Origin of the sequence: Microcoleus sp. LEGE 07076 (assembly GCF_015207455.1) — a bacterium.
GTDB lineage: Bacteria > Cyanobacteriota > Cyanobacteriia > Cyanobacteriales > Microcoleaceae > Microcoleus.
In genome coordinates this window covers 11,957-27,362 of sequence record NZ_JADEWV010000075.1, presented here as the reverse complement: position 1 = coordinate 27,362, position 15,406 = coordinate 11,957, and the positions used below count along the sequence as shown (strand labels likewise).

At 44.1% G+C, this 15,406-nt stretch carries 13 protein-coding genes and 1 pseudogene; 7 read left to right on the top strand and 7 right to left on the bottom strand.

The window, feature by feature from the left end:
* Positions 1-258 precede the first annotated feature (258 nt).
* From IQ270_RS14500 to IQ270_RS14490, 3 genes and pseudogenes are all read left to right on the top strand, one after another.
* Entirely contained in the window at positions 259-1,584 is a 1,326-nt protein-coding gene (locus IQ270_RS14500; RefSeq protein WP_193973888.1) for an RNA-guided endonuclease TnpB family protein, read from the top strand.
* Positions 1,585-1,710: 126 nt separating this feature from the next.
* Complete coding sequence (gene cbiE, locus IQ270_RS14495) at positions 1,711-3,015, top strand: precorrin-6y C5,15-methyltransferase (decarboxylating) subunit CbiE (protein WP_193973887.1); 1,305 nt, start codon at positions 1,711-1,713, stop codon at positions 3,013-3,015.
* A 515-nt stretch (positions 3,016-3,530) separates the two neighbouring features.
* Positions 3,531-4,976: pseudogene (locus tag IQ270_RS14490) on the top strand (IS5 family transposase).
* On the opposite strand, the gene IQ270_RS14485 reads toward IQ270_RS14490, so the two are convergent.
* Positions 4,866-5,588: a LysR family transcriptional regulator gene (locus tag IQ270_RS14485; protein ID WP_228056368.1), complete on the bottom strand. Its 723-nt coding sequence runs from the start codon at positions 5,586-5,588 to the stop codon at positions 4,866-4,868. The pseudogene IQ270_RS14490 and the gene IQ270_RS14485 overlap by 111 nt on opposite strands.
* 257 nt (positions 5,589-5,845) lie before the next feature.
* Between IQ270_RS14485 and IQ270_RS32305 the strand changes: the two genes are divergently transcribed.
* From IQ270_RS32305 to IQ270_RS14470, 4 genes are all read left to right on the top strand, one after another.
* Positions 5,846-5,989, top strand: a complete 144-nt coding sequence (locus IQ270_RS32305) for a succinylglutamate desuccinylase/aspartoacylase family protein (protein WP_339384169.1) — start codon at positions 5,846-5,848, stop codon at positions 5,987-5,989.
* Between the two features lie 47 nt (positions 5,990-6,036).
* Positions 6,037-6,744, top strand: a complete 708-nt coding sequence (locus IQ270_RS14480) for an aspartoacylase (protein ID WP_339384168.1) — start codon at positions 6,037-6,039, stop codon at positions 6,742-6,744.
* A 171-nt stretch (positions 6,745-6,915) separates the two neighbouring features.
* Positions 6,916-8,607: a S8 family peptidase gene (locus IQ270_RS14475; RefSeq protein WP_228056367.1), complete on the top strand. Its 1,692-nt coding sequence runs from the start codon at positions 6,916-6,918 to the stop codon at positions 8,605-8,607.
* Between the two features lie 359 nt (positions 8,608-8,966).
* Positions 8,967-9,524, top strand: a complete 558-nt coding sequence (locus tag IQ270_RS14470; protein ID WP_193973886.1) for a hypothetical protein — start codon at positions 8,967-8,969, stop codon at positions 9,522-9,524.
* Between the two features lie 133 nt (positions 9,525-9,657).
* Here IQ270_RS14470 and ureC read toward each other — a convergent pair whose 3' ends face one another.
* The 6 genes from ureC to IQ270_RS14440 all read right to left on the bottom strand — a co-directional run bounded on the left by ureC (position 9,658) and on the right by IQ270_RS14440 (position 15,174).
* A complete protein-coding gene (ureC, locus tag IQ270_RS14465; RefSeq protein ID WP_193973885.1) occupies positions 9,658-11,448 on the bottom strand; it encodes an urease subunit alpha in 1,791 nt (596 codons plus the stop codon).
* A gap of 73 nt (positions 11,449-11,521) precedes the next feature.
* Positions 11,522-12,193 (bottom strand): DUF4276 family protein, encoded by a 672-nt coding sequence (locus IQ270_RS14460; protein ID WP_193973884.1) that lies wholly within the window; start codon positions 12,191-12,193, stop codon positions 11,522-11,524.
* The gene (locus tag IQ270_RS14455; protein WP_228056366.1) at positions 12,190-13,332 is read right to left on the bottom strand and encodes an AAA family ATPase; all 1,143 of its coding nucleotides are present in this window, start codon (positions 13,330-13,332) and stop codon (positions 12,190-12,192) included. Before IQ270_RS14455 ends, IQ270_RS14460 begins: the two co-directional genes overlap by 4 nt.
* A gap of 155 nt (positions 13,333-13,487) precedes the next feature.
* Entirely contained in the window at positions 13,488-13,799 is a 312-nt protein-coding gene (locus tag IQ270_RS14450) for an urease subunit beta (protein ID WP_193973882.1), read from the bottom strand.
* Positions 13,800-13,832: 33 nt separating this feature from the next.
* Positions 13,833-14,135, bottom strand: coding sequence for an urease subunit gamma (gene ureA, locus IQ270_RS14445; protein WP_193973881.1), 303 nt, complete (start codon positions 14,133-14,135; stop codon positions 13,833-13,835).
* Between the two features lie 163 nt (positions 14,136-14,298).
* Positions 14,299-15,174 carry an urease accessory protein UreD gene (locus IQ270_RS14440; protein WP_193973880.1) on the bottom strand — a complete coding sequence of 292 codons (876 nt, stop codon included), beginning with the start codon at positions 15,172-15,174 and terminating at the stop codon, positions 14,299-14,301.
* Positions 15,175-15,406: the final 232 nt, after the last annotated feature.

The following is a 15,406-nucleotide window of genomic DNA, read 5'->3' as shown; positions in this document are numbered from 1 at the left end:
GAATTCAGAGGACTCAATCAAGGAAGATTTTCCCAATTCTTTCAATTCTCCCCACTCTCCATTCTCCCTTTCTCCCCCTCTCCCCCTCTCCCATCTCCTATGTTTCAACTAGACAGCAGGAGTCCCGCACTCTAACTGTACGACCTTGAGTGCCCGGAGGAATGCGCGCCAGGCCTGACTGCCGAACAAATCTTTGATTTCCCGGCATTGCAGTATTAGTTTTCACGAGATACGATAACACCAGAGTTTGTGAATACAATGTCCCAAGTCATCACCGCCAAGCTAAAACTAAACCTGACTGCCGAGCAAAAAGCTTTGGTATCTCAGACTACTTTAGCCTACCGAGATGCCTTGAATTACACTTCACAAGTCGCTTTTGACGCAGGTAAAACCAGCAATGGCGCTAAGCTACAAAAAGCGGTCTACAACGAATTGCGCGTTCGATTTGGACTTGGCTCCCAAATGGCTTGTAATGTACCCAGACAAGTGTCTGGGACTTACAAAACTCTGTGGACTAAGGTAAAACAATCTAACGATGCTATCGCCAAAGGCTACAGCAAGAGAAGGTATAAAGGGTTAGACAAAGCCCCCAAATATATATCTCGAACTTGTACCCTAAATTATCAGCGCGACTACTCTTTTAAAACCGAAAGGCAAGTGAGCATTATCACTCTCCAAGGTCGAATAGTGGTCTCCTATGATGGCTACAACAAGCATTTAGACTTAATTGCCAATGGCGCTCATATTGGAGCAGCTAAAATTGTCTACCAGCGTTCATCCAAAATATATTACCTTATGGTAAGTATTGAAGCAGAAACACCTGAAATTAACCCGCTAAAAATAACGACAATTTCTGGTGTTGACGTGGGTATGCGCTACTTAGCGGTAGAAACAGACTTACAAAATAAGTCTAAATTCTACTCAGGGAAGAATGCTAGACACAAAGCTAACCGCTACCATAAAGCACGGATGACTCTTCAGCGTAAAGACACTCGTTCAGCGAAGCGAAGATTAATCGCTCTGTCTGGGAGAGAGAGACGGTTTATCGCTGATGTCAACCACCAAATCAGCAAGGATATTGCCAAACCTAACACCCTGATTGGACTAGAAAACCTCACCGGAATCCGGGAAAGGACTAGAACTAAATCGGGCAACAAGGCAAGCAAGAAGAGGCGTAGAGCCAATCGAAACAAAGCTAAGTGGTCTTATGCCGAATTGCACGGGTATATTGACTACAAAGCCCATCGAAATGGTTCGTTAGCAACTAAAGTTCCGGCTCATTACACATCGAAAAGTTGTCCTAAATGCGGGCATACTTCGGATGCTAATAGGCCAAAAAAAGGGCTATTATTCCGTTGCGAATGTTGCGGACATGAGTTACACGCTGATTTGATTGGTGCGCGAAATATTGCAATGAGAGCGTTGCTTGTTCGGCAAGACTGGATGAGTACGGGGAGTTTGTCAGCATCCCCTGATGTATCGAGCGGTGAAACTAAAGCTGAGATTCTTTCTAGATTCTCAGAATTGCGGTGGAGTTCAGATACAAGCCCAGATCATAGAGGTACTCCGCTTGGTGATGGGTAGTTGACGAGTCAGGACACTGTCTATTAAATGCTTTAATTATTCTGGCTTGCTAACAAAATCAAGCAACAAATTTGTGAGAAACCAGGAAAAATAATTAATTATGGTTTTTGAATTTTTGCTGAAAAAGTGACAGTACACGTGGTTGGTATTGGTTTAGATGGAGCGGCTGGGCTGAGTTCGTCAGCGCTTCAGGTTGTAGAAACGGCCGCTCTGCTGGTAGGGAGCGATCGGCATTTGAGCTATTTTCCCGATCGTGGGCGAGAGCGTTGGGCGTTGGAAGATTTAACCGAAGCAATTCTCGAAATTCGGCGCTGGTTGGGTGAACAACCGCAGTTAGAGCCGGATGCGGAGACGGTGGAAACAGACCGAGGGTCGATCGTAATTTTAGTGGCCGGCGACCCGCTGTTCCACGGTTGGGGAAAGTTGTTAATTGCCCAAATCCCCCCAGATCAATTGACATTTCACCCCCACCTCAGTTCTGTGCAATTGGCATTTAATCGCTTGCAAATCCCTTGGCAAGATGCTCATTTTGTTGGCTCTCAAGCACGTTATTTTGAGGAACTGACGGCAAAACTCAAGCTGGGTGTCGAGAAAATTGCCGTGCTCGCGGACGAAACTCGCACTCCGGCGACGCTGGCAAATTTGGTAAAAGCTCTAGATTTGCCTACACGCTACGAGTTTTGGGTTTGCGAAAATTTGGGGTCTGCTGAGGAGCGGGTGGGTCTCCGTTCTCTGTCAGCTCTGCTGGGAGAGTCTTTTGCACCGCTGAGTGTGGTTGTGATGCTGCGGGAACCTCCGCCGAGGGCAGAATCTTTAGATGTGGAAAAGTTGCCTTTGTTGGGAATACCGGATGCAGCTTTTATCGGTTGTGGGGACAGGCCTGGTTTGACGGTGGAACGGGAAGTGCGGGTGTTGGTGCTGGCACAATTGGGTTTGCAACGGGGACAAGTTGTCTGGGATGTGGGCGCTGGTAACGGTTCTGTGTCGATCGAGATTGCTCGTTTGTTCCCGCAGTCTGATGTATACGCGATCGAACAAACGGTTTCTGGTACTTTGGCCATCGAGTTTAACTACGGCCGTTTTGGGCTGCAAAATGTGTTCTCGATTCACGGAACCGCCCCGGAAATCTTGCACCGCTTGCGTCCGCCGCACCGGATTTTTATTGGCGGTAGTGGCGGAGGGTTGACTAAAATTTTGGGTGTTTGCGCGCTGCGGCTGCTTCCTGGAGGCTCGATCGTGCTGGCTTTGGAAGTTTTTGAGGATATTGCTACTGTTTTGAGCTGGATTGGCGATCGGGTGCGCCGGGAACCGCACTGGAGTTACCGCATCATGCAGGTGCAGTTGTCGCGTTCTTTGTCTGCTGGGAGTTTGACTCGTTTTGACGCGCTGAATCCGGTTTCGATTGTGACGATCGATCGACACTTGAATTAATCTGAAATCTGTCACCCCTAACTTTAATTTTCCGGTGCGATCGCAGTTGTAATATCATTTCCGGTTACACCGTCAGGTGATGTTGACTGTTGACTGTTGACTGTTGACTCGAATTTATTATTCCGATCAAGACAGGATTTGATTTAACGATATCCATGAACCAGAATTACGGAGTTTAATTCAACATCGCTGAGGTTGAGTTTATCTTCACAGAGTTGAAGGTGATTTAAAAGAAAATCTGGATTTAGCACTTAGATTGTGGAATTGTCAAGATTATCCCTGAAAAAGGACGCAAATTTAGCATGATTTAGGTTGCTTTTATATTTTTCAACAATCATGCAGCAGTAGCTGTGGGTGCGGATATATCAAAAATTATCAAAAGCACCGACTACATAGGGCTTGCTGAAGCAGTGGTTCAAGTATACACTGTATGGAATTTCCGACCAAAAAAGGTAGTAAGAGTGCAATAAAAACAGGTAAAATAGCTTAAAACCTGTGCATCACCATTTGCGCTCCTGTACCGAAAAGCTGAGTCTGTTCCTACCGAACCCTTCGACTTTGAACTCCCCAACGGATGCAAGTTGGCAGAAGATAACCGTAGGGTCAAAATAGCCCAACTAATTCCTTGGTTGGAATTTGAAGAAGATTATCCTGAAAACTTCCCGACCGAAATGGGCGCACCCGCCAAATCATTTAGGATGGCATTGAGAGCATTAATCATCAAAGAAAAACTGGGAATCAGCGATAGAAAAACAGTAGAGCAACTCCGGGAAAATCCCGCTCTGCAATACTTTATTGGTCAATCAACAACATACAGTAATGAACTCCCCTTTGACCGAGGACTATTAGTTCACTTTCGACGGACGTATTAGTGTGAATCTAATCAATAAGGTGAAGGAACGAATGGTCAAGAAAATACGGGAACCCCCCCAAACCCGCCAGAAAAAAAAGGATTCGGACGCAAAAAATGAGTCACCCAATCAAGAAAAATTAATCATAGATGCGACCTCGGCTCAGCAGATATTAGCTATCCAACCGACTTAGGACTATTAAACCGAGTCCGAGCTCCTACCGAAAAAATCATCGACATTCTCTATCAGTCGGTCAAAGCAAAAATCAAGAAAAAACCCAGAACCTACCGAAAAATAGCCAGAAAAGACTACTTAGCAGTAGCAAAACAAAAACGACCGTCCCGCCATAAAAAGAAACAAGCTATTAAAAAACAACTGCAATATATCAAAAAAGAAATTCTCATATTGAACAACTAATCGAATCAGGTGCTACCCGACAAAGTCGGAGCAGAAAGCAATATAAAACCTTGCTACTCCTCACCGAAGTCTATCGGCAACAACTCTGATCATGGGAAAATAACAAACAGAGCATAGAGGACAGAATAGTAAGTTTAAGTCAAACCCAAATCCATCCGATTGTCATAACAAAAGCATGAAAACGAGTATAGTTTAGAGGCAAAATCTCAGCGAGTTGATTTGAAGAATATGTATTTTTACACCGAATGAGTTGGGAGAAATTTAAGGAATCGGGAGACTTAAAAGCCCAAATAGAAGGTTTTAAAAGTTACAGAGGATGCTATCCAGAATCAGTCCATGCCGCTCGGATTTATCCAAGCCGAGAAAATCGAGCCTGGTGTCAAGAAAGAGGTCACCCGCCAATGTGAGCAAAGAAACAAAGAAACAAGCCAGGGAAGATGAGAGAATTAGAAATGCAATTGAGGGCAAATTTTGGACTTGCGAAAACGAAGATTCAGCTTGAATCGAGTGATTGCAAAACTTGATAAGACTTCTCAAACAGCCATTGCTATTACTTTTTTAGTGATCAACCTTTTTACCTGGTTAAGACGGGTTTTTTGTGTGTTTTTGTATTGTGACCATAAAGACGGCTGTTTGAGCAACTTTGGGAATAAATCCAGCTTGCGAACATACATGGTAAATTTCCTCAGATAAGCCAGCCACAATCTGATGAAGGGGCATTACAAATTCTTGCTCTTTTAGATCGAAAAGCGAAATTTTGGATTTGGCTGCAAGTGGATGGTTTTTGGGTAAAACGGCGACAAGTGGTTCTTGCGTGAGAGACATCGTTTCTAAATCATTGGCTTCAGAAATATCGTGGTAGAGATAGAGAAAAATGATATCAGTCTGGCGATCGCGCAACCTCTGAATTAGGGAAGCACTATGTTCTTCCTGCAAAATCAGTTGTACCTCTGGATATCGCTGTCGAAAAGTTCGCAGCATCTCTGGAAAGATACCATTGGCGATCGAACTGGGAAAACCCACGGTCAAACAGCCCAATTCACCCTGATGAATTCGCTGTGTTTTATGTACCGCTTGTTCTAACTGTACCAAAGTTGCGCGAGCTTCTTCTAAAAACGCCTGTCCTGCTGGGGTTAGCTGAATCGGGTGACTTTTGCGATCGAATAGCTTCACACCCAGTTCAGCCTCTAAATCTTTAATTTGTTCACTTAGGGGCGGTTGGGTAATGTGCAATCGCTTTGCCGCGCGACTAAAGCTCAGTTCGTCTGCCACTGCAATGAAGTAACGGAGATGGCGAAGTTCCATAGGTTATACGAGTTGAGATTTGAGATTTGAGATTTGAGATTTGAACGATTGGGAATGAATGATTACTATCATGGTTGGGAGCGCTGGCCTACAGTTACATTGTCTTTTTTAACGGGGATTAAATACTATATTTTTTAAGTATATTGTTATCCAAAAAAACTATTTGACAGATAGCGATAACTTCTTTATCGTGAAAGTAAGAGTTATAAACTTCGGTATTACCTACCCATTTAAGTATTGCTTAATGAGGATTGTTCATGATTTCGCACGTAATTCGACGAGTTGCAGTTGTGGGAGGAACCCACGGAAACGAGTTGACTGGGGTTTATCTGATTAAGAAGTTTCAACAATTCCCAGACTGGCTGAAACGATCGAGCTTTGAGGTGGTTACTCTGCATTAGCTAATCCTCAAGCGGTAAAGTCCAATCGGCGTTATGTCGATCGCGATTTGAACCGTTGCTTTGCTGAGGAAGATTTGTCTAACCCAGATTTGATGGGTTACGAGGACAGACGTGCTAAGGAAATCTGGGCCCAGCTATGTCCGAAAGACCAACATGGGGCTGATGCGATCCTCGACCTTCACAGCACAACGGCCAACATGGGGCTGACAATTTTACCATCTAGCAAACATCCATTCAATTTGCAATTATTAGCCTATTTGAGTGAGATAGATCCCTCAGTGCGAGTTTGTTTGGGAGAGCATTACGGTAACGATGCCCCAATGCTTCGATCGCTCTCTGCTTTCGGTTGCACCATAGAAGTTGGACCGATCGCCCAGGGAGTCGTCAATGCGCGTCAGTTGCAGCAAACCGAAATGCTGGTTCACGCTATTCTCGATTATCTCGATGCACAAAATCGGGGAAAACCGCTTCCTACACCATCACATTTAACTGTATATCAGGCGATCGGCTCAATAGACTATCCCAGAAATTCAGTAGGTGAACTGCAAGCTGCGATCCATCCCCAACTTCAGTTCAAAGACTATGAACCCTTGCATCCCGGTGAACCGATGTTTCTCACATTTACCGGAGAATCGCTTCCATATCCAGGAGAATCTACTGTTTTCCCTGTATTCATTAACGAAGCTGCCTATTACGAAAAACACATAGCGATGGTTTTGACGGAAAAACAACAGCTTCAGCTTGAAACGGCATAAGTTGCCGAAAAATATGACTTTTATGAAACTAGGCTTATGACTTTTATGAATTCAAGCAATGAATTTATGAATTGACTTATCATCTCGGATATGGAAGAATGTTAATTAATTTTAAATCAAGGATTATCTGCCCTCAACACAAGTTAATCTCAAATTATCTGGAGTAAATTTATGGAAAATACGCTCGGTATACTTGCAATCGATCGCCAACAGCAGCTCACAGCAGCATTAACAACCTTTGGTAACAGCGATCGGCTTAACTTTTTTACTGCATCCACTCAATTTAACGGTAGCATCCCTAGCAACGGCTTGGACACTGCTAATTTGACAGCGATGGCGATCGGCGAACAACAAATAGCAGATTTTGTAGTAGCCCAAAGCAGCGATAGCCTCAGTTACTGGGCCAACGATCGAGTCGCTAGCGGTACATCTCCTGCTCAACAACAATCGAACTCAGATGCGATCGCGATCGGCACAGATCCCCTAACAGGAACGAGAACGGCTTCTCAGTTGGATTTATCAGACCCAGACAACTCCTTAGCCACTGCACGCAATATTGGTGTCGTTGATAACAATCGCCTCACCTTCAATGATTTTGTCGGAGTTGACGATAACGATGATTATTACCGCTTTACTATTAACAGCAATAGCGATTTAAACTTGCGTCTCGACGCTTTGAATGGGGCAGGAATCGAGTTGATTCAAGATAAAAATCGCAACGGTAAGGCTGATTATGATGAATTTCTTGACAGGGATTATGCCTCAGCAGGTTCATCCGGCGAGATAAATTTATTTGGTCTGACTCCCGGAGATTACTATGTCGGAGTTTATAGTTACTCTGGCTATAAGAATTACAACCTGAATCTTGCTGCAACACCTGCTACTGGTTTTAGCAGCAATTACGGATACGGTTTAGTGGATGCAAATGCAGCAGTAGCCCGCGCTTTTAACAGTCCCGTTAAGTTCCCCGAAGTTCCCAATTTGGGCGGGAATGATTGGGCGAGAGACATGGTAAATGCGCCGGAAGTTTGGGAAGGAGGAATTACTGGAAGTGGGATTGTTGTAGCTGTCGTCGATACCGGCGTTGACTACACCCATCTCGATTTAGATGCCAATATTTGGCAGAATGCGGGTGAAATTCCCAACAACGGCATTGACGACGATCGCAACGGGTATATAGATGATATCCGGGGTTGGGATTTTGTGTCTGGTGATAACAACCCGATGGACGAGAAGTTTTTAAGAAATGGTCAGCTTTTCGGTCACGGGACTCACATAGCAGGTGCGATCGCGGCCGAACGCAATGGTTTTGAGATCACAGGAGTTGCCCCCGATTCCAAGATTATGCCTGTGAGAGTTTTGCCGACAGTTGGTTTCGGTAATTCGATTAATGTTGCTGCTGGAATTCGCTATGCTGCTGATAATGGAGCTAATGTAATTAACTATAGTGCGGGCGGCTGGTTTCCTAGCAGGGAAATTGATGACGCAATTCAGTACGCAACAGACAAAGGAGTTGTTGTCGTCATGTCAGCAGGAAATGATTATTCCAGCCAACCAGATTATCCAGCTATAAATGCCGATTTCTTTGGAATTGCTGTCGGAGCAATCGATAGAAATAGCAAGATGGCTGACTTCTCTAACCGTGCAGGTTCTAAACCTTTGGATTACGTACTCGCACCAGGAGTAGATATCCTTTCTACAACTCCAAATAACACTTATAAAACCTACGAAGGCACATCGATGGCGGCCCCTCACGTGGCGGGTGTAGCGGCTTTAGTTTTGAATGCAAATCCGAATCTTACTCCGGCTCAGGTTGAGCAAATTTTGACTTCAACAGCAAATTCAAATAAGATAACAGTCTAGGGAAAATAGGCAGCAACTATTAAACTTCTCCAGAAATGCAAGTCTTGAAGAGGCAGGATACCTGTTCCACAATAATATCATTTTTGGAGAAGTCTATTCAGAAACATTAGTCGATTCACCGAATATTTCCCCTTTACTCAAAGAACACGATCGCAACTTACCCACTCCGACAGAGAAACCGGGTTTTTTACCGAATTTGCGGGTCACAACGCAGTATTTTCGTAAAAAACCCGGTTTCTGAACCCGCGCGCACCACCCCTAGCAAAAAATGGTTTGACGCGCCATATACTGTTGTTAGTTTTTAGTTATTAATTATGGCAAATTACAGAACCGTGTTGTTTTTAAACAGTTTAACTTTAATGCTAGTTGGGCTAGTGACTGGGTGCTTGAGTTTATTCGGTTCTTCGGTAAAAGGGTTGTTTTTGCCGCCTTGCTCTGCCACGTATCCGGGTGCAGGATTCTTTTTCTTGGCATTCCAAATGTTATTTTATTTATCCGTAATGGTGTGCGTCTTTACTTTTGGGTTGCTGAGAATTATTCAGCCCGAGCGCCCGGAAAATCGATTTATTTTATATTCAGCAATGTTTGCAGGTTGCTTTTTGTTTAATGAAGTTTTTCGCACCCACGTTCATCTCGGACGTGCGGGTTTTCCCAAAGTGACAATAGTTATATTTTACCTTGTGCTGGCAGTGGCATACGGATTAACTTTTAGGAGGCAAATTAAATTGACTCCCTACCCTTTACTGTTGAGCGGAGTTGGGTTGTTATTTGTTGCCTTTTTTGCAGAAACGCTGCCTTTAAAAAACGAGATTGTCTCCAGCTTGTTAGAAGGAATCCCCAAGCTGTTGAGCGGGATTAATATTGCACTTTATTTTTGGTTTGTGTGTCAGGGTTTGATAGTGCGATCGATCGCTTAATGGGGCTTTCTGGCGGGCGGAACACCCCACAAGCAAATTTAATGTTTGTGTGTAGAACAGGCCCGAAGGCCTGTTCCTACTCGATATTTTAGTCCGCCAATAAGGAATAACAAAGCCGGATTTGGTATCCCAATCAAAACAGAAAATATCTCTGCGCCATCGGCAAAACAGTTGCCGGTTCGCAAGTTAACAATTCCCCATCCGCCCTCACTTCATAGGTTTCTGGATCCACTTCCATCTGCGGCAAATAATCGTTGAGTTTCATATCTCTTTTACTAATTTGCCGCGTGCCCGAAACTGCTACAGTTGGCTTTTGCAAACCGAGCTGTGCGGCAATATCTCGATCGCGCGCCGCCTGAGAAACAAACGTCAAACAAGTCGCCCCAATCGCCCCCCCAAAGCTGCCAAACATCGGCCGCATATGCACAGGTTGCGGCGTGGGAATGCTAGCGTTAGCATCTCCCATCTGCCCGTAGGCGATCGCCCCTCCCTTAATTACCAACTCCGGTTTCACCCCAAAAAAAGCCGGCCGCCACAAACACAAATCCGCCAATTTACCCTCTTCCACCGAACCCACATACTGACTAATTCCGTGAGTAATCGCCGGATTAATCGTGTATTTAGCAATGTACCGCTTCACCCTAAAGTTGTCATTTTCTCCCCTTGTGGAACGGGCATCTTGCCCGTCCAAATTCCCTGTAGAACGGGCATCTTGCCCGTCCAAATTCCCTGTGGAACGGGCATCTTGCCCGTTCAAAATTCCCCTTTGCACCTTCATTTTATGCGCCGTTTGCCAAGTCCGAATAATCACTTCCCCAACCCTTCCCATCGCCTGCGAGTCAGAAGCAATCATGCTAAACGCACCTAAATCGTGCAAAATATCCTCAGCAGCAATAGTTTCCCTTCTAATTCTCGACTCAGCAAAAGCCACATCTTCAGGAATCCCCCGATCCAAATGGTGGCAAACCATCAACATATCTAAATGTTCTTCCAAAGTATTGACAGTATAAGGGCGAGTCGGGTTAGTAGACGAAGGCAAAACATTAGCTTGGCCACAGACTTTAATAATATCCGGTGCGTGTCCGCCACCAGCACCTTCAGTGTGGTAAGTATGAATAGCCCGATTTTTAAAAGCCGCAATTGTAGCTTCCACAAATCCCGCTTCATTGAGAGTATCGGTGTGAATTGCAACTTGCACGTCGTACTCGTCAGCCACACTCAAACAATTGTCGATCGTCGATGGCGTAGTTCCCCAATCTTCGTGGAGTTTCAAACCCATTGCACCGGCCAAAACTTGCTCGACTAATCCTTGAGGTTGACTGCTATTTCCTTTACCTAAAAACCCCAGATTCACCGGGAAAGCATCGGCGGCTTGCAGCATTCTGTACATATGCCAAGGGCCGGGAGTGCAAGTGGTGGCGTTTGTACCCGTTGCAGGGCCAGTGCCGCCGCCGATCATTGTAGTGATGCCAGAGGCGATCGCCACTTCTATTTGTTGCGGGCAAATAAAGTGAATGTGAGAGTCAATTCCCCCCGCCGTGAGAATCATTCCTTCACCAGCAATAACTTCTGTACCCGGCCCGATAATAATATCTACCCTATCTTGAATGTAAGGATTTCCGGCTTTACCAATTTTGTAAATTTTGCCGTCTTGAATTCCGACATCTGCTTTAACAATTCCCCACCAATCCAAGATTAAAGCATTAGTAATTACCGTGTCAACAGCACCGTCAGCATTAGAAATAGGCGACTGTCCCATACCATCGCGAATGACTTTGCCGCCGCCAAATTTAACTTCATCTCCGTAGGTGGTGAAGTCTTGTTCAACTTCAATGAATAATTCTGTATCCGCTAACCGGACGCGATCGCCCGTTGTCGGCCCGAAAGTTTCCGCGTAAGCGCGACGATCCATTCTGTAACTCATTTTAATCCACTCCTCATTAGATTTTCTAGAATTTTTGTCATTTCCCAAATGCTTGAGTCTACATTTATTTATGCTAATAATTTTTCGTGTGTATACCTTCTATAAACTCAACAAAAAGTTTGAAACATTGCGTACATTTCTCGGCAATTTCTTGATACGAAGTATTCCCTAGTATCAATTTTGCATCCACAGCTTTATTGTATCCTTTGCCAGAATCTCTGAAAAGTTGCTCTACAATTTTCGAGGAGGGACGATCGTGATTTTGGTCTTCTACTGGTATTGTCCAGGTGACAGCTAAAGAAGTAACTCCTAGTTTACCTCGTAATGCAGATTCAGCCGCCAAAATCAAAGCTTCCATTTCATATTTAAAACAAAAAACTTTGAAGCGTTCTTTGACACGTTCATCCTGAATACCTTTCTTTTGTAATGCTTGAGAAAAATTTTCCATAATTCCCACTTTTAGCTGTTGAAAAGTCTCATGGGTAAACCCTTTATTCTTAGGATATAAGTCTGGTAAAATAATTGCAATTGAATTCGGATTATTGCAAAGAATATTAACAGCTTTTATAGGAGCATTCAGCAGCAACTCTTTTTTCGCGTCACCTCCCCTATCATTGTTACTTCCTTTGATTGGAAAAAACTCTATACTGACACCTTCCTCAAATTTTTTGTCAATCAAATTTACTAACAATGCTTCCATTCCATTTTTATCTGATGGCCCTTCTACATAGATAATTACCCTCATGGTAGAAGCTCCAATTCATCACTGCGGTGGAGTTTTTCAATTTCCTCTGTCCCAAAGTCATCAAGCATATCTGTTAAAACTTTGGAATTACCAGGTTTAATAAACTTTGATTCTCCATTCTCCTTTCGCATCACAGCAATTTGGGAAATATCAAATTGGGTTAAAAAATAAGAAGAATGAGTAGCCAAAAGAACTTGAGTGCGTTCAGCAGCTTTTTCAAACAATCCTGCTAAAAGAGGAAGTGTCCGAGGATGAACACCTTGATCCGGCTCATCAATACAAATTAGAGAGGGTGGTTTCGGGTGCAAACAAAGACAAATCCAACAAATTAATCTTAGAATACCATCGGATAAATCCGCAAGACTTAAATCCTGGTTAATCCCCTTTTCCTGCCAAAATGCGATAACTTCCCCAGGCCCGCCGCGAGCTTTTACAGTCAATTTTTTGAATCCTGGAATAACTGATTGTAAATGTTGTTCCAGGTCATCAAAAACGGCGCTATATTCAGTCATTAAATAGTGTAATACAGAACTCAAATTGCCTGCATCTTCATCCAACACGGGTTCTTGTTCAATGAGAACAGATTTGCGAATTTTGTGATTAGCAATGTTAAATGAACTATAAAATTTCCAACCCCCGATATACTCTCGTAATGTATAGAGAGTTGCTAAACCTGGATTTGTTATTGTCCTGAGTGCGAGTTGATTGCGTTTGGGAAATACGCGATTTGTCTCTGCATATCCTGGTTCGCGATACAAACCTTCAGTACCTTTAATCTCCATGAACAAATGTTGAGATGACTCAACTAGCTCGAAAGAAATTTGCGGATTGCTTCTCGGCCCCATGAGTTCTCCTTGATAGGAGATATTAGACTCCTCTGTATCAACTTTAAGCTCCCATTCAAACTTTTCTGAGCCGGGAAGATGGAAAATTTGTTGACCAATAGAACCCTTAATAATTTCGTTAGGAATCTCGCTTTCCATACTGTCGGTCAAAAATTTTAGAAACTCAAACAGGCTTGATTTCCCAGAACCATTAGCTCCGACCATAATTTCTAGTGGTTCCAATCGAGCAGTAAAATCTCGGAATGGTCTATAACCTTGAATTTTAATTGAGGTTATTCGAGATTGCGGTGTCATTTTGCTACCTGTCGTTTTAGTAATATTGTTGATAATACAAGAGTTACGCACGGCTGCCAAAAACCAGATTTTTCTGTCAATATCTCTCGCATAGATGCACAATTTTTCTCAAAAATCGGGTTTTTCGCGTAGTCCTATAATAGTCTAATTGGCTCTCACCCATCTAACATACCGTTCACTTTCCCGTTAAAGCCGTAGACTTCACGACTGCCGACAAACGGTACTAATTGCACTTCCCTTTCATCTCCGGGTTCAAATCGGACTGCTGTACCCGCCGGAATATCCAGCCGCATTCCTTTTGCTTGTTCTCGATTAAATGCCAAGGCTTCGTTCGCTTCATAAAAGTGATAGTGGGAACCGATTTGAATCGGTCTGTCTCCCGTATTTTCGACTAGCAAGCGCACTGTTTCACGCCCTGCATTTAATTCAATTTCGCCTGCTGAAACAATCATTTCTCCCGGAATCATATCTATCTCCTGCGAGTTTTTGCGATCGAATATTTAACGAATCGGATCGTGCACTGTCACCAACTTAGTGCCGTCGGGAAAAGTGGCCTCCACCTGCACTTCCTGCACCATTTCCGGTATCCCTTCCATGACATCTTCCCGCGTCAGGAGAGTTGTGCCGTAGCTCATTAAATCTGCGACGGTGAGGCCGTCTCTAGCTCCTTCTAAAATAGCGGCGGAAATGTAGGCTAGTGCTTCTGGATAGTTTAATTTTAAACCTCTTTGTTTCCGGCGCTCTGCTACCAGGGCGGCGGTGAAAATCAGCAGTTTGTCTTTTTCTTGGGGGGTGAGTTGCATTTTTATTCTGGTAAGGGCGATCGCATTATTTGGTTGTGATATCGTTTACGGTTGTTTGGGAATGATTGAACCGCAGAGGGCGCAGAGGGCGCAGAGTCTCCAGAAGAGAGAGATGAATAATCTAGTTAGGAGGGCAACTATACATTGAAACTCAAACATCATCCTATTTTATCCAAACTCTGGGCAAACAGCAAGCGCGTTCTGAAAAAGATAAGCGCAGCAAGTGCCAAATGCTGACAAACCAGTCTCTTGCCGCAGCGGTGGATGAACCGCGATAGCGGCACAGCAAACCGTTAGGAATTCGAGTCACGCCGGCGGTGGAATCATCAGGATAAATTGTTGTTTCAGATGGCAAACTTCGCACTTTTTTTACCATTTCTGTAGTGACTGGTTCGCCGATCCAAGCGAGGGTAGCAACTACAGGTTTTCCTGCTAAACCGTGAGGACTTTCGAGCATTTTTTCTCCACCTTTGAGCCATTGTCTGTCAATCCACAGAGGGCTGTTTTGTTGCCAGATTTCGGTGTGCGATCGCCATTCTCCCGATAAGAATTTTTCGCCCCTAGCACTGCGTCCAAATCTGGTAATTTCCCACAGTAAAATCCTCGCTGTCGGTGCTAATTCTACCCGCAAATTTTGCCGACAAATTGCGCCGTCGAAAACGATTGTTTCCTGGGGTAACCATTCTAAGTTAGCGCCAGATTCTAGTTTGATGTCGATATTTTGTTTTGATTCTAGTCCGCTGCTACGATAGATTTTAGCAGCAGCGGCGGTGGTAATCAAGGCTTTGGCGTTGGGTTCGAGGTGAAAATTGCTGGAAAGGCGATCGCCCCCGACAACTCCCCCAGCCGTGTGCAAAATAACGCTGTGACAAACCTCTTTCCCTTCAGGATAAAACGGGCGCTGCACCTTGAGGGGCGCTTGCATTTGATTGTGGATGATTTGAGTTGCGCCGCTGCGGTTGGCGTAGACTAAATTGAGGCGGCCGTGCCAATTATTTTCAACTTGATTTGCAGGTTGTTTAATTGAAGGTTCAGTCACAGATTGTTGCTAAAAACAGTCACTCTAAAAAATATACCATGACTGCTGCGCCGTCAATCAAGTTTTTGAATAATGATAATCGTTATCTAAAATATTTGTGCGATCGACACTTATTCGTATAAGATTTTACATTTATCAGCAATCAAATCGGGGAAGATGCGCGTAGCACATAAAATCATCGGACTCACTTAAACCTCTCTCTATATGTAGGTGCGTCATCAGCACCTTACTG

Bases quoted from the DNA above. Each gene is read 5' to 3' on its own strand.
- IQ270_RS14470 (WP_193973886.1), top strand. From the start codon at position 8,967: ATGCTAGTTGGGCTAGTGACTGGGTGCTTGAGTTTATTCGGTTCTTCG.
- IQ270_RS32305 (WP_339384169.1), top strand. From the start codon at position 5,846: ATGATTTCGCACGTAATTCGACGAGTTGCAGTTGTGGGAGGAACCCAC.
- IQ270_RS14460 (WP_193973884.1), bottom strand. From the start codon at position 12,193: ATGAGGGTAATTATCTATGTAGAAGGGCCATCAGATAAAAATGGAATG.
- IQ270_RS14500 (WP_193973888.1), top strand. From the start codon at position 259: ATGTCCCAAGTCATCACCGCCAAGCTAAAACTAAACCTGACTGCCGAG.
- IQ270_RS14450 (WP_193973882.1), bottom strand. From the start codon at position 13,799: ATGATTCCGGGAGAAATGATTGTTTCAGCAGGCGAAATTGAATTAAAT.
- ureC (WP_193973885.1), bottom strand. From the start codon at position 11,448: ATGAGTTACAGAATGGATCGTCGCGCTTACGCGGAAACTTTCGGGCCG.
- IQ270_RS14485 (WP_228056368.1), bottom strand. From the start codon at position 5,588: ATGGAACTTCGCCATCTCCGTTACTTCATTGCAGTGGCAGACGAACTG.
- ureA (WP_193973881.1), bottom strand. From the start codon at position 14,135: ATGCAACTCACCCCCCAAGAAAAAGACAAACTGCTGATTTTCACCGCC.
- IQ270_RS14455 (WP_228056366.1), bottom strand. From the start codon at position 13,332: ATGACACCGCAATCTCGAATAACCTCAATTAAAATTCAAGGTTATAGA.
- IQ270_RS14475 (WP_228056367.1), top strand. From the start codon at position 6,916: ATGGAAAATACGCTCGGTATACTTGCAATCGATCGCCAACAGCAGCTC.